General features: G+C 35.8%; 9 protein-coding genes and 1 riboswitch. Of the genes, 3 read left to right on the top strand and 6 right to left on the bottom strand.

Annotated features, from left to right (window positions below; all coding sequences use genetic code 11):
* Positions 1 to 42: 42 nt before the first annotated feature.
* From NFR82_RS02850 to NFR82_RS02840, 3 genes are all read right to left on the bottom strand, one after another.
* Positions 43 to 1,047, bottom strand: coding sequence for a helix-turn-helix domain-containing protein (locus tag NFR82_RS02850; RefSeq protein ID WP_251716646.1), 1,005 nt, complete (start codon positions 1,045 to 1,047; stop codon positions 43 to 45).
* A gap of 155 nt (positions 1,048 to 1,202) precedes the next feature.
* Positions 1,203 to 2,624: a C69 family dipeptidase gene (locus NFR82_RS02845; protein WP_251716645.1), complete on the bottom strand. Its 1,422-nt coding sequence runs from the start codon at positions 2,622 to 2,624 to the stop codon at positions 1,203 to 1,205.
* Positions 2,625 to 2,815: 191 nt separating this feature from the next.
* Positions 2,816 to 3,646 carry an AraC family transcriptional regulator gene (locus NFR82_RS02840; protein ID WP_251716644.1) on the bottom strand — a complete coding sequence of 277 codons (831 nt, stop codon included), beginning with the start codon at positions 3,644 to 3,646 and terminating at the stop codon, positions 2,816 to 2,818.
* A gap of 214 nt (positions 3,647 to 3,860) precedes the next feature.
* Here NFR82_RS02840 and NFR82_RS02835 point away from each other — a divergent pair, with 214 nt between their 5' ends.
* Positions 3,861 to 5,822, top strand: coding sequence for a sugar MFS transporter (locus NFR82_RS02835; RefSeq protein WP_251716643.1), 1,962 nt, complete (start codon positions 3,861 to 3,863; stop codon positions 5,820 to 5,822).
* Entirely contained in the window at positions 5,785 to 8,004 is a 2,220-nt protein-coding gene (locus tag NFR82_RS02830; protein WP_251716697.1) for an alpha-galactosidase, read from the top strand. Before NFR82_RS02835 ends, NFR82_RS02830 begins: the two co-directional genes overlap by 38 nt.
* A 490-nt stretch (positions 8,005 to 8,494) precedes the next feature.
* Here NFR82_RS02830 and NFR82_RS02825 read toward each other — a convergent pair whose 3' ends face one another.
* Positions 8,495 to 9,781, bottom strand: a complete 1,287-nt coding sequence (locus tag NFR82_RS02825) for a nucleobase:cation symporter-2 family protein (RefSeq protein ID WP_251716642.1) — start codon at positions 9,779 to 9,781, stop codon at positions 8,495 to 8,497.
* On the bottom strand, positions 9,781 to 10,359 hold the full coding sequence (locus NFR82_RS02820; RefSeq protein WP_251716641.1) for a xanthine phosphoribosyltransferase: 579 nt from the start codon (positions 10,357 to 10,359) through the stop codon (positions 9,781 to 9,783). Before NFR82_RS02820 ends, NFR82_RS02825 begins: the two co-directional genes overlap by 1 nt.
* A 66-nt stretch (positions 10,360 to 10,425) precedes the next feature.
* Positions 10,426 to 10,523: riboswitch (purine riboswitch) on the bottom strand.
* Positions 10,524 to 10,689: 166 nt separating this feature from the next.
* On the opposite strand from NFR82_RS02820, the gene guaA reads away from it, so the two are divergent.
* Positions 10,690 to 12,243: a glutamine-hydrolyzing GMP synthase gene (gene guaA, locus NFR82_RS02815; protein WP_251716640.1), complete on the top strand. Its 1,554-nt coding sequence runs from the start codon at positions 10,690 to 10,692 to the stop codon at positions 12,241 to 12,243.
* A gap of 220 nt (positions 12,244 to 12,463) precedes the next feature.
* On the opposite strand, the gene NFR82_RS02810 is transcribed toward guaA, so the two are convergent.
* Positions 12,464 to 13,006 (bottom strand): TetR/AcrR family transcriptional regulator, encoded by a 543-nt coding sequence (locus NFR82_RS02810; protein WP_251716639.1) that lies wholly within the window; start codon positions 13,004 to 13,006, stop codon positions 12,464 to 12,466.
* Positions 13,007 to 13,022 lie beyond the last annotated feature (16 nt).

The raw sequence follows: 13,022 nt of genomic DNA, 5'->3' as shown, positions 1-13,022 counted from the left end.
AAAAAATCGCGATTTCGTGTGAATCGCGATTTTTTGAATGTTTTAATTTTGAAGTTTTTGTCTGAAATAATAAAATTTGATGAGGAAGAAAATTAGTAGGGCTGGGAGGAAACCCTTGATTATAAAATTTACCGTATCGCCTAACGTATATGTGAACCAAATCATTACAAGGATTCCGATACAAATATAAAGAATCCAGTAAACAAAAGTAAAACGCATAAAATTTTTCTTTACTATAGCCGCATTTTTTTCTTGAGTAAGTGCAGCGAATGCTTGATTTGATAAAATGTAATATATAAATAAGTAGACTGCGGATGCTAGTAAAATTAAAGAAATAGCAACAGCTCCGTAATAAAATAATGATCTATAAGTATATGAAAGATGCGAGAGACTAGAATTCATTACCCAGGTTATAATCTCTGGTAGAACTGTTAAAATAGTGATTATAGCTGATGATATTAATTTCTTGCTTTCAGTTTTTTTATACATAAGATGCTGCTGATTAATATCTTCAATTTGATTTTTCTTTAAAGTAAAGTCCAAACGTTCGATTTTTTCGAAGTCGCTTAATAAAAAGTGGTTATAAATTAAAATTCCAACTGCACTAGCACCACAAGCAAAAAATGCTATAGTTCCAATGGCATAGAAAATATTATTATTAATAAAGATAGTTATCGCAATTCCAAAAAGTGTAAAGATAGCTGCTCCCAAAATAACTAAAGCAACAGCAAATCCAGTATTTTTAGCAATCTTCTTTCTGACAGTAAGATACTGCTCAATTTCATCATCCTTAAGAGGAGATAGTTCGTTATTCGTAACCAACGCATTATGTTCAAGTTTAAATGAAGGATCGCCACTCTTTAGAAGATAATCTGTTGTAACTCCAAATATCTCGGATAATAAGACAATTTTTTCAATGTCTGGAAGAGATTGTCCACCTTCCCATTTAGATACTGCTTGTCGGCTAACATGAACTTTTTTAGCCAAAGCCTCTTGAGAGAGATTGTTCTTTTTACGAAGCGTTGCAATTTTTTGATCCAATTTCATATTGTTCAATCCTTTCTGCGCTCAATGCTCAGTATTAATTTATTAGAAAAGTTGGTAGCAGACAAGCATTTTTTGATTGCGTAACCAGTGGTTGCGGGCATGAAAAAAGGCGTGAAGCGCAAATTTAGCGTTTCACGTCTTTTGAAATTTTTCGATTAATCAAGCAAATCGTACTTCAAAGTCATTAAGCCATGACCTTCGTCAACCATTTGACCAAGAAGATCAATGGTATTGTTGTAAACAGTATCAGCCATCTTTTGATTTGCTGCTTCAAGTTTTTCTTGAAGTTCTTTACCGCTAAGGCCTTTTACTTCCTTGTCGGTTTCGTGTTGAATCTTATGGCATTGAGCCAAGCTCTTTTGTTCAAAGTCATTTTCAAGTTCGCCATATACACGGTAATTAGTATCACCAAGTTGAGCAGTTAACTTGTTAAGCCAGAAAATCTTGTTCAAATTGAACTTTGGAGTAGTTTGATAGCTTGCAGGAGTAGTAGTGATGTTGGTATAGAATGGTACAAAACTATTGAATGTGTTTGGACCAAATGCTAACCATTGAACACCAGCGATTTCAGCTGGAACATCATTTCTAATTTGCAATACATGAGTTTCAAAATTACGGTTGATAGCAACTGGACGGAAGGTCTTTTTTTGTTCAGGAGTGCCTTGATCACCATAAGCATCGTATGGAGTATCTTGGTAGTGTGAACTTTCGGCCCATTTAATATCTTCGATACTAATCTTGCGGTTAGCGTGACAAATAAATGGTTGGTCTTGATCTTCAGGATTGCCGCCAAAGTCTGGATTGAAGAAGTTGTGTAAGTACCAAGCACGTGGATTGTTGTAGTGAGCGTCTTTGATAGTTGATGAACCAAAGATGTGACGTAAGTTATAACCTTCAAAGTCTGGGTTTAAGTGATATTCGTCAATTAAGTCCTTCAAGTGGTCACATGCGATAAAGTTAGGATCATCAAACTTAAATTCATCAATATTCAAACGGTTTGGTGCAATTACATAGGCATCATCAGGGATGCGGCGTGCTGCCCAGTGATGACCACCGATAGTTTCAAGGTACCAAACTTCATCCTTGTCTGAAAAGGCCATACCATTCATTTCGTAAGTACCGTACTTTTCAAGAAGGTAACCTACACGCTTAATACCATCACGAGCAGAGTGAAGGTATGGAAGAGTTAAGGTAACGAAGTCTTCTTCACCAAGGCCAGCCTTATTTCTATCAAGAAGTGGGTCGATACCTTGAATACGTGAATTAGTAGTAATAGTTTCAGTCGCAGTCATCGCAACGTTTTCTGAGTTGATACCAGCGGCTGCCCAGATACCATTTTTACCAGAAACGTCTGGTGCGCTTGTGTAGCGAAGTGGGTTAGCTAGTAAGTCTTCATCATCGATCTTTTGATGACTGATAACACTTTCGTAGTGCTTTGGTTGCTTGTCAGGAGTTACAACTTCGAATCCTTCAGGGATAATTACACGACCACCATCTTCACTTCTAGCGATCATAGTTGAACCATCGATAGTTGCATTCTTACCGACAAGAATGGTTGTACATTCAGTTTGTTTCATATTTAGTTCCTTTCATCAGTGTCCGTTTACAATCTCTATTGTATTAAAAAAGTAACCATAAAAGCAAAGTTTCATATTTGATTAATTCAAGTTACAGGCAGAGTATAAGAACTTTTAAGTTGATAATTAGACTCGTTTACTCCTCTCAATAATAAATCACTAGCAAGTTCTTTTACCAATTGTCTACTTTTTTATTTATTTTGTTTTCGATAATTTAATGGACTGAAGTCAGTATAACGTTTAAAGGCCTTAGAAAAGGTGAACTCATCTGTGTAACCAACATAGATCGAAATTTGCTGGATAGAATAATCAGTGGTATTTAGATATTCTTTAGCTTTTTCCATTCTTAATTTAATTAAAAAATCTCTAGGGGAAGTATTTAGATAGTTTTTAAAAAGAGTGTATAAAAAGCTTCTAGATATATCTAATTCATTACAAATAGAATTAACTGAACAGTTTGAATTGTTATATTGTTCACTAAAGTGATCAATTGCTACTTGTAGTAATTTGTCGGAGTTTTTGTTGGCTTTCTTGTTTTTTTCAGGAAATTCTGTAATCAAATGATAGAAAAAATTATAAATTAACGATTCAATTAAAACGTCGTTTGCAAGTGATGCGGGATGATGAGCAGTTTCGTAAAGTTTTTTAAAACTTTGATGAGTCTCGCTATTTTTTACGTTTCTCAGGTATCCTTTGTTTAATAATTTTGAATTTCTAAATAAAGCATTAGTTTTTATACCTGAAAAGCCAATCCAAAAATAGGACCAAGGGTCTTCACCATCGGCTTGATAAAAACAGGGTACACCTTTAGGTAAAATAAACATATCACCAGCTTCCAACTTAACTGCATAGTGATTGGCTACAGAAAAAACTCCTTTTCCAGATTGAACATAATGAACTACATAATTATCGCGAACATTATTTCCTTTAAAGAAATAATTAGGTAGGCAGTTTTCTTGCCCAAAGAATAAAATACTAGTTTCAAAGCCCTGATTTTTTAATGAGCGGTATTCTCCATCCATGAAGATTCTCCTTCAAATTACCATAATTAATATGGCGTTATGTTGTTTTAAATTTAAAAATACACTTGCATCATAACATTTTTTGCTCATTTATGTCATTTTGTTTTTAAACATAAAAACATGTATTTGAAATGAAAATCCATTTTCTTTATGTTAAGCGTTTGACATAATATATTTATGAAAGCGAATACATTTCAGAAAGAGAGCAAGGGAAATGGAGAAAAAAGATCAAGGGAAAATGTCCTTAGGGGCTCGTTTAGCATATAGTTTCGGAGCATTTGGTAATGATTCATTTTATGGACTATTATCTGGATACTTAATTATGTTCATTACCTCGCATTTATTTAATACGGGTAGTAAAGCAACTGATGCCAAAATGATTAGTATTGTGACCATAATCATCATGGCATTAAGAATAGTAGAATTATTTATCGATCCATTTATCGGTAATGCAATTGATAGAACTAAAACTCGTTGGGGTCACTTTAGACCTTGGGTAGTTGTCGGAGGAAGTATTTCAGCAATTATCTTACTGCTTTTGTTCACTAACTTAGGTGGACTTTACCAGAAGAATGCAGTTATATATATGGTTGTTTTCGCGGTTTTATATATTACGATGGACATCTTTTATTCATTTAAAGATGTTGGTTTCTGGTCAATGCTTCCATCATTAACAACTGATTCACGTGAACGTGAAAAGACTGCTACTTATGCTCGAGTAGGTTCAACAGTCGGTGGTGGACTTGTCGGAATCTTAGTTATGCCAGCAGTTATCTTTTTCTCAGCTGAGGCAACTTCAACTGGGGATGATCGTGGATGGTTTATCTTTGCAGCAATTATTTGTTCAATTGCCTTTATCTCAGCTTGGGGTGTTGGTTTATTTACTAGAGAAGTTAACAGTGATATTCGTAAAAATAAGCAAGATACCAAGGGTATCGTTGGAATTTTTAAAGCTTTATCAGGTAACGACCAATTAATGTGGGTAGCTTGTGCATATCTGTTCTACGGAATTGCAATTAACATCACTAACTCACTTGAAGTATATTACTTCACCTATATTATGGGAATGCCAACAGCATTTTCACTATTTTCAACAATTAATATCTTTTTAGGTATTTTTGCGACATCATTGTTCCCAATCTTATCTAAGAAAATGAGTCGTAAGACCTTATTTACTACTTGTTTAATAGTAATGCTTGCAGGTATGGGTTTATTCTCAGTTGCTGGAAGCAACTTACCTCTTGTACTTATCGCAGCATCACTCTTTGGTTTTCCACAACAAATGGTCTTCTTGATTGTTTTAATGATCATCACAGACTCAGTTGAATATGGTCAATTGAAATTGGGACACAGGGACGAATCTTTAGCATTATCAGTTAGACCATTAATTGATAAATTTGGTGGAGCTGTATCAAATGGTGTGGTTGGTCAAATCGCTATCATGGCAGGTATGACTACTGGAGCAACCGCTGCTTCAATTACACCTGCTGGAAAATTGAACTTTAAGATTATGATGTTCGCTGTGCCAGCAGTTATGTTAGTAGCAGCAATTATTGTTTTTGCTAAAAAAGTAATCTTAAGTGAACAAAAGCACGCAGAAATCGTTGCAGAACTTGAACAAACTTGGGGTAAAAAATTCAACAAGACTGCTGAAACTCCAGAAGATAATGTTACAGTAGCTAGTCCAATTGCCGGACAATTAATCAACTTGAGTGAAGTACATGACCAAATCTTTTCATCAGGTTCAGTTGGACAAGGATTTGCGATTAAGCCAAGTGATGGTAAAGTATTGGCACCATTTGATGCAACAGTAAGACAGGTATTTACTACTAGACATGCTGTTGGGTTAGTTGGTGATAATGGAGTTGTCTTACTAATTCATATTGGTATTGGTACAGTAAAATTAAAGGGTACAGGATTTGTTTCTTACGTTGAGCAAGGTCAACACGTCAAGAAGGGGCAAGAATTAATTGAATTCTGGGATCCAACCATTAAGAAGGCTGGCTTAGATGATACAGTAATTGTAGTTGTTACAAACTCAGAAAAATTCTCTAAGATTGAATTGATAGAAAATCCAGGACAAGAAATTCAAGCCGAAGAAAATGTCTTAAATTTAGAAGCTTTAAACAGTGAAAGCAATGAATTGGGAGGTAACCAGGTTGAACCAATTAATTAATTTTGATAAGAAAAATAAAGTTTTTCACTTACACAATGATCAAATTTCTTACTTATTAGAAATTGAAGATGGTAATACTTTGGCTCATCTTTACTTCGGCAAGCGAATCAAAAACTACCATGGTGAATTACACTATCCAAGATTAGACCGTGGTTTTTCTGGTAACTTGCCAGGTTCACTTGATCGTACTTTTTCTAAGGATTCTCTTCTTCAAGAATATAGTAGTGCTGGGGAAATGGACTTCAGAACACCAGCCATAATCGCTCGTCAAAAAGATGGTTCAAATGCAACTTTCTTAACTTATGAGGATTATCAAATTATCCAAGGAAAACCAGATCTTGAAGGTTTGCCACATTCATGGGTTAAAGATAAGGACGAAGCCGAAACTTTAATTATCACCTTGAAAGATGAGTATGGTGATTTAAAATTTGATTTACTTTATACAATCTATCGTGACCGTCCAGTTATTGTTCGCTCAGTAAAGGTTAGAAATACTGGTAAAGATACTATTAAACTTGAAAAAGTTGCTTCAATGCAAATGGATTTTGTTGATCGTAACTTCGATACAATTACTTTGCCAGGTGCTCATGCTAATGAAAGACACATGCAGAGAAATCATGTGAACCAAGGAATTCATGTCTATTCAAGCATTCGCGGAACTTCAAGTCACCAAATGAACCCATTTGTTGCTTTAGTTGATAAGGATACGAATGAATTTGTTGGGGATGCATACGGTTTTGCCTTTGTTTACTCAGGTAATCATAAGTTTGAAATTGAAAAAGATCCATATGCTCAAACTAGAATAGTTGTCGGGATTAATGACTACAACTTTAATTGGAAATTGAAGTCTGCGGACAGTTTCCAAACTCCTGAAGTCATTATGGCTTATTCAGACAGGGGACTTAACAAGATGAGTCAAGCATTTCATAGTTTGATTCATGATAGAATTATCAGAAGTAAGTATAAAGATCAAGTTCGTCCGATTTTGGTTAATAATTGGGAAGCTACTTACTTTGATTTTGATGAAGATAAGTTAAAGCCAATTGTGGATGATGCGAAGAGACTTGGCATTGAGATGTTTGTTCTTGATGATGGCTGGTTTGGTCACCGTGATGATGATAATTCTTCATTGGGAGATTGGGCGGTGTTTAAGAAAAAATTCCCACATGGTTTGGATAACTTTGCAGACTATGTCCATGAACAAGGACTAAAATTTGGGTTATGGTTTGAACCAGAAATGATCTCAATTGATTCTGATCTGTATAAGGCGCATCCCGATTACTTGATGAGTGTTCCTGGAAGAAAGCCTAGCCCTGCACGTAATCAATATGTACTCGATCTTGGAAGAGAAGAAGTTCGCAATAACATTTTTGATCAAATGAAGGCGATTCTTGATTCAGGTAAAATTGATTACATTAAGTGGGATATGAATCGTCATCTTTCAGATATTTATGAAGCAGATTTGCCGGCAAGTCGTCAAGGTGAGGTTTACCACCGCTACGTTTTAGGACTTTACGACTTATTGGAAAAGATTGTTGATCGCTATCCAGACTTATTAATTGAAGGTTGTTCAGGTGGTGGTGGTAGATTTGATGCAGGTATGGCTTACTATAATCCACAAATTTGGGCTAGCGATAATAGTGATGCAATTGATCGCTTAAAAATTCAGTACGGAACTAGTTTGGTTTACCCACAATCAATGATGACTTCGCACGTATCAGTAAGTCCAAATGAACAAAATGGTCGAATTACTCCATTTAATACCCGTGGCGTGGTTGCTATGTGGGGCGACCTTGGCTATGAACTTGATTTAACCAAGATGAGTGAAGAAGATCGAAAGCTAGTCGCCGAGCAAGTTGAAGAATATAAGAAGATTAGAAAAGTTACTCAATATGGTAGGTTCTATCGTCTAAAATCTGCTCAAACAAGTAATCAATGTGCTTGGGAAACTGTCTCTCATGATCAAACTGAAGTTGTTTTATCAACAGTTAAAGTGATGGCTAGTGCTCAACCATATTTCACTAAGACTAAATTGGTTGGTCTTGATCCTGATAGGCGATACGAAGATCAGGCTAGTCATAAAGTTTATGGCGGAGATGAATTGATGAATCTTGGAATTTATGATCCAGTTGAGCATGGTGATTTCATGGCTTATATGTACCACTTTAAGGCAATTGATTAGAATGACAACTTTTTATAGTAGCAAAAAAAGCTTGAGATTTTTCTCAAGCTTTTTTCGTGTTCAATTGAAACCATGAAGTTCATGATTACTAAATAACTTAAGTAAATTATAGCATATTTTTTATTTATCGGCATTAGCACGATCTTTTATAATCAACAGCAAAGCACTGATTACGATACATGCACACGAGAAGCCAATATTTATTTGAGCAGAATTAAAATTGTTCAAAAATGAAAATTGCCAAAAGCTGATTATTTCCAAAGCTGCCACCAATATTTCTTTTCTATTTTTAAAACAATACTAGAATCAAAACTCGACATCGAAGTGTCTACATTCTTCGAAGAGACTATTGATAACTTAAGTAAAACTGCCAGTTTTGTTTACGATGTCAAGTGTCTAAAGCTCCGATGACATATAGTTTTACTACTTAAATTCTACAAGAGAATAAAAATAGTGAATCAATTATCCCGTCGGATAACTAGTTCACTATTTAGCTTAGAATGTTTTGTTTGCGCGTATTTAAAACTAAGTTAAGAATCGTCGCACTTAAACTGGAAATGACGATTCCGTTGGAAAGAAATAATTGGATAGTTTCTGGTAAATTCTGGAAAATTTGTGGATAAACAGTAACGCCAAGACCAAGTCCAATTGAAATTGCGATAACTAATAAATTGTTGTTGTTCTTCAAATCTACATTAAGTAACATTTTAATTCCTTGAACAGCAATCATGGTAAACATGACAAGCATTGCACCGCCAAGTACTGAATCGGGAATGATGGTTACGACAGCTCCAATTTTTGGAAGAAGTCCCATCGTCATAAGAAAGCCGGCCGCCCAGAAGATTGGACGTTTTGTTTTAATGCCTGATAGTTGAAGTAAACCAACATTCTGTGAAAAAGTTGTGTAAGGAAAAGTGTTAAACAAACCACCGAAGATCTGTGCAATACCTTCGGCGCGGTAACCTTTCTTTAAATCTTCTTCAGTGATATCTTTATTCAATAAATCACCAATGGCAAAGAAGACGCCAGTGGATTCAACCATTGATACTAAGGCGATGATAATCATCGTTAAGCAAGATGACCATTCAAATTCAGGTACACCAAAGTAGAAAAGTTGTGGTAAGTGGAACCAGGATGCTTGGCTTACTGGAGTTAAGGAAACCATGCCCATAGCAGCGGCAATTAAAGTTCCGACTACTAATCCGATTAAAACTGCAATTGATTTGAGAAAGCCCTTAGCACAGGCTTCGATCAAAATAATGATTGCGACAGTGATGAAACCAGTGATTAGATTCTTAGGATCACCAAAGTTTTTAGCGGCCGCATTTCCTCCACCTAAATTTTGAAAAGCAACCGGAATTAAAGATAGGCCGATAACTGTAATCAAAGTTCCTGTAACAACAGGCGGGAAAAGTTTTTTGATTTTAGAAAACCAACCAGCGACACAGAAAACAAAAATTCCGGCTACGATGATTGCCCCATACATGGTATTGATTGTAAATTTTTGCCCAATCATTTCAAGTGGAGCAACAGCTTGAATCGCACATCCAAGAACTACTGGAAGTCCAATACCGAAGTAGCGGTTTCTAAATAATTGAAGCAGTGTGGCAAGTCCACACATGAAGATGTCGATTGATACTAAGTAAGTCATTTGAGTGCTATTGAACTTTAAGGCGCCTCCGATCAGGAGCGGTACGGCAATAGCACCGGAATACATTGCAAGTAAATGTTGTAATCCTAAGATTGCGGCTTTATGATGACTAACTTCTTTTTGCATTAATCTTCTCCTAAAAAGTGAACTTGATTATTTTCAAAACTATCGATGTTAGCAAGTGCCTCAAAGTGGTAACCGTGATCTTGAATCCATTCGCTACCACCTTGGAAGCTCTTAGCAACAACAGCACCGATACCAGCAATCTTTGCGCCGGCTTGTTCAGCGATATTAACTAACCCCTTGACTGCTTCACCATGAGCAACGAAGTCATCGATAATTAAAATTGTGTCATCTTTTGATAAGAATTTTTCTTCAACACAGATCTTGTTGTTAACTTTCTTAGTGTATGAGAAGACGTCAGCCCAGTAAACGGCATCATTAAGAGTTGATGGCCTCTTCTTTCTTGCGAAGACCATTGGTACATTCATTTGATATGCGGCCATAATAGCTGGTGCGATACCTGATGCTTCACAGGTAAGGACCTTATTGACACCTTTATCCTTGAATAAATTAGCGAATTCTTCACCGATTGCCATCATTAGTTGTGGATCAACCTGGTGGTTCAAAAATGAATTAATCTTAAGGACGTTACCAGGTAAAACGTCACCATCTTTGCGAATACGATCTTCTAATAATTTCACGATTAAGCTCCTTTGGAAACAAAAAGGGACCTTTCTACCTAGAAACTAAGTAAAAAGGTCCTATTTGAATTCAGAACTTATGACTATAGTCTAGAATTTACGGTTCTAGGTAGAAACTGTCGACCTTATTTCGACGTTATATAGATTTTATTAATTTGATGTAAGTATTCTAACAAAGATTATTTTAGGACACAAGGATATTTCGAAAAAAGTCGAATTAGGAGGAGAAAATAAGTTGGAAAATTCGGAATTTAATATTTTCTGATTGACCTTTTTTAATTTTCCTAGTAGAGTAGTTAAAAATATGAACAGGAAGAAGGAGCGAAAATAGTGGCTAATAAGAATCTTAATGACTTCGATAAGATTATCGTGCTTGATTTTGGTAGTCAATATAACCAATTAATCACTCGTAGAATTCGTGATTTTGGAATATATTCCGAACTTTTACCACATGATTTAAGTATCGAAAAAATTAAAGAAATTTCACCTAAGGGAATTATTTTTTCGGGTGGTCCTAACAGTGTATACGATGACGGTGCATTAAAAGTAAATCCTGAAATCTTTGAACTTGGTATTCCAATTTTAGGTATTTGTTACGGGATGCAGCTGATGTCTTATGACTTAGGCGGAAACGTTGAAAAGGCTGATAACTCAGAATACGGACGTGCCGATATTGAAGTTTTAGATAAAGATGCTGTTTTATTCAAAGGTTTACCTGAAAATCAGTACGTTTGGATGAGCCATGGTGACTTAGTAACTAAGGCTCCTGAAGGCTTCAAGGTTGTTGCCGCAAGTAAAAACTGTCCAATTGCCTCAATCGCCAATGATGAAAAGAAATTATATGGTATTCAATTCCACGCTGAAGTACGTAATTCAGAATATGGTTTAGATATTTTGAAGCGTTTTGCTTTTGATGTCTGCGGCGCTGAAGCTAACTGGACAATGGATGACTTCATTGACATGCAAGTTGCCGAAATTAGAAAAGAAGTTGGCGACAAGAAGGTTATTTTAGGTCTTTCTGGTGGGGTAGACTCAAGTGTTACTGCCACGCTACTTCACAAGGCAATTGGTGACCAATTAACCGCTATTTTTGTTGATCATGGCATGCTTCGTAAAGACGAAGGTGACCAAGTGATGAAGGCCTTGAACAAGGATCTTGGTGTTAACATTATTCGTGTTAATGCACAAAAGCGTTTCTTGGATAAGCTTAAGGGTGTAACTGATCCTGAACAAAAGCGTAAGATTATTGGTAAGGAATTTATCGAAGTCTTCAACGAAGAAGCTAAGAAGTTAAAGGATGTTGATTTCTTAGCACAAGGTACTCTATACACTGATGTTATCGAGTCAGGTACTAATACCGCACAAACTATTAAGTCACACCACAATGTTGGTGGTCTTCCTAAGGACATGCACTTCAAACTTATTGAACCACTTCGCAAGCTGTTCAAGGATGAAGTTCGCGTTCTTGGTGAAAAGTTAGGTATTCCTCATGATTTGGTATGGCGTCAACCATTCCCAGGACCAGGTCTTGGAATCCGTGTTCTTGGTGAAGTGACTGAGGACAAGCTTAAGATCGTCCGCGAAAGCGATGCGATTTTACGTGAAGAAATTAAGAAAAATGGTCTCCAAGAAGAAATATGGCAATACTTCACAGTTCTTCCTGGAATTCGTTCAGTTGGTGTTATGGGAGACGGCCGTACATACGATTACACCATTGGTATTCGTGCGGTAACTTCAATTGACGGTATGACTGCAGACTTTGCTCATATCCCATGGGATGTGCTTGGGCACATTTCTGAAAGAATTGTAAACGAAGTAGATCATGTTAACCGTATCGTCTACGATGTAACCAGTAAGCCACCTTCAACTATTGAATGGGAATAAGCGGACAATGTAATTTGAATGGTAAACCTTGATTTAAAAGCATTTTAAGGAATGAAACCAGCTCAAAAAGAATAAAAAAAGATAAGGTTGTATGCCAATAAATAGGGATACATGGTAAAACCTTGGTAATAGCGGGAAGATGATATTTGATTCGAAGAAGTATCATGTTTGCCAAAGTATGCCAAATAGAAAGAAGCTCTTAGTGTTAAGCTAAGGGCTTTTAGTTTGCAAAGAAATTGTTTTTGGCTATATCAGCTAAATCGGATAATGATATTTCTGTAGGATGTGTTAACCAAGTAGAAAAGGCATTCCATAGGCTACCAACACTTAGTATTGCAATATATTTCATTTGGGTTGAAGTGTAGTTTTTGCCTTTGTAAGAGATGGAAGGATGTTGATTATGAAAATCAATAAAGTATTTAGGAAAGATAGAATTGAATTTATTTAATATTACTGAAGAGAGATTAGCATTAACAAGAATGGTTAACTGAGGGATGTATTGTTTCCAGAATTCAAAGAGAAATGTAATTAAATCTTCGTAACTTTGGGGATGTTGTTTGTCAGCGTATTCAATCCAATCAGTAAGTAATTGATCAACGTAAGCATTTAAAAGATTTTCTTTGTTTTTAAATAGACGATAGAAAGTTTTTCGTGAGACACTTGCTCCAATAGAAATATCAACAATTGTAATTTCAGAATATTGTTTTTCCTCTAAGAGCTTAAAGAAGCTTTTAAAAATTTTTTCTTTGTTTTGCTTAGTCATTCTGTTTCTCACGTCT

It is taken from the genome of Lactobacillus agrestimuris, from assembly GCF_943193025.1.
Classification (GTDB): Bacteria; Bacillota; Bacilli; order Lactobacillales; family Lactobacillaceae; genus Lactobacillus; species Lactobacillus agrestimuris.
The sequence above is the reverse complement of the archived record's forward strand: the minus strand, read 5'-3'. Positions and strand labels throughout refer to the sequence as shown.

Coding starts and splice junctions, on each gene's coding strand:
- NFR82_RS02830 (WP_251716697.1), top strand. CDS start 5,785: ATGAATTGGGAGGTAACCAGGTTGAACCAATTAATTAATTTTGATAAG.
- NFR82_RS02835 (WP_251716643.1), top strand. CDS start 3,861: ATGGAGAAAAAAGATCAAGGGAAAATGTCCTTAGGGGCTCGTTTAGCA.
- NFR82_RS02845 (WP_251716645.1), bottom strand. CDS start 2,624: ATGAAACAAACTGAATGTACAACCATTCTTGTCGGTAAGAATGCAACT.
- NFR82_RS02850 (WP_251716646.1), bottom strand. CDS start 1,047: ATGAAATTGGATCAAAAAATTGCAACGCTTCGTAAAAAGAACAATCTC.
- NFR82_RS02840 (WP_251716644.1), bottom strand. CDS start 3,646: ATGGATGGAGAATACCGCTCATTAAAAAATCAGGGCTTTGAAACTAGT.
- NFR82_RS02810 (WP_251716639.1), bottom strand. CDS start 13,006: ATGACTAAGCAAAACAAAGAAAAAATTTTTAAAAGCTTCTTTAAGCTC.
- NFR82_RS02825 (WP_251716642.1), bottom strand. CDS start 9,781: ATGCAAAAAGAAGTTAGTCATCATAAAGCCGCAATCTTAGGATTACAA.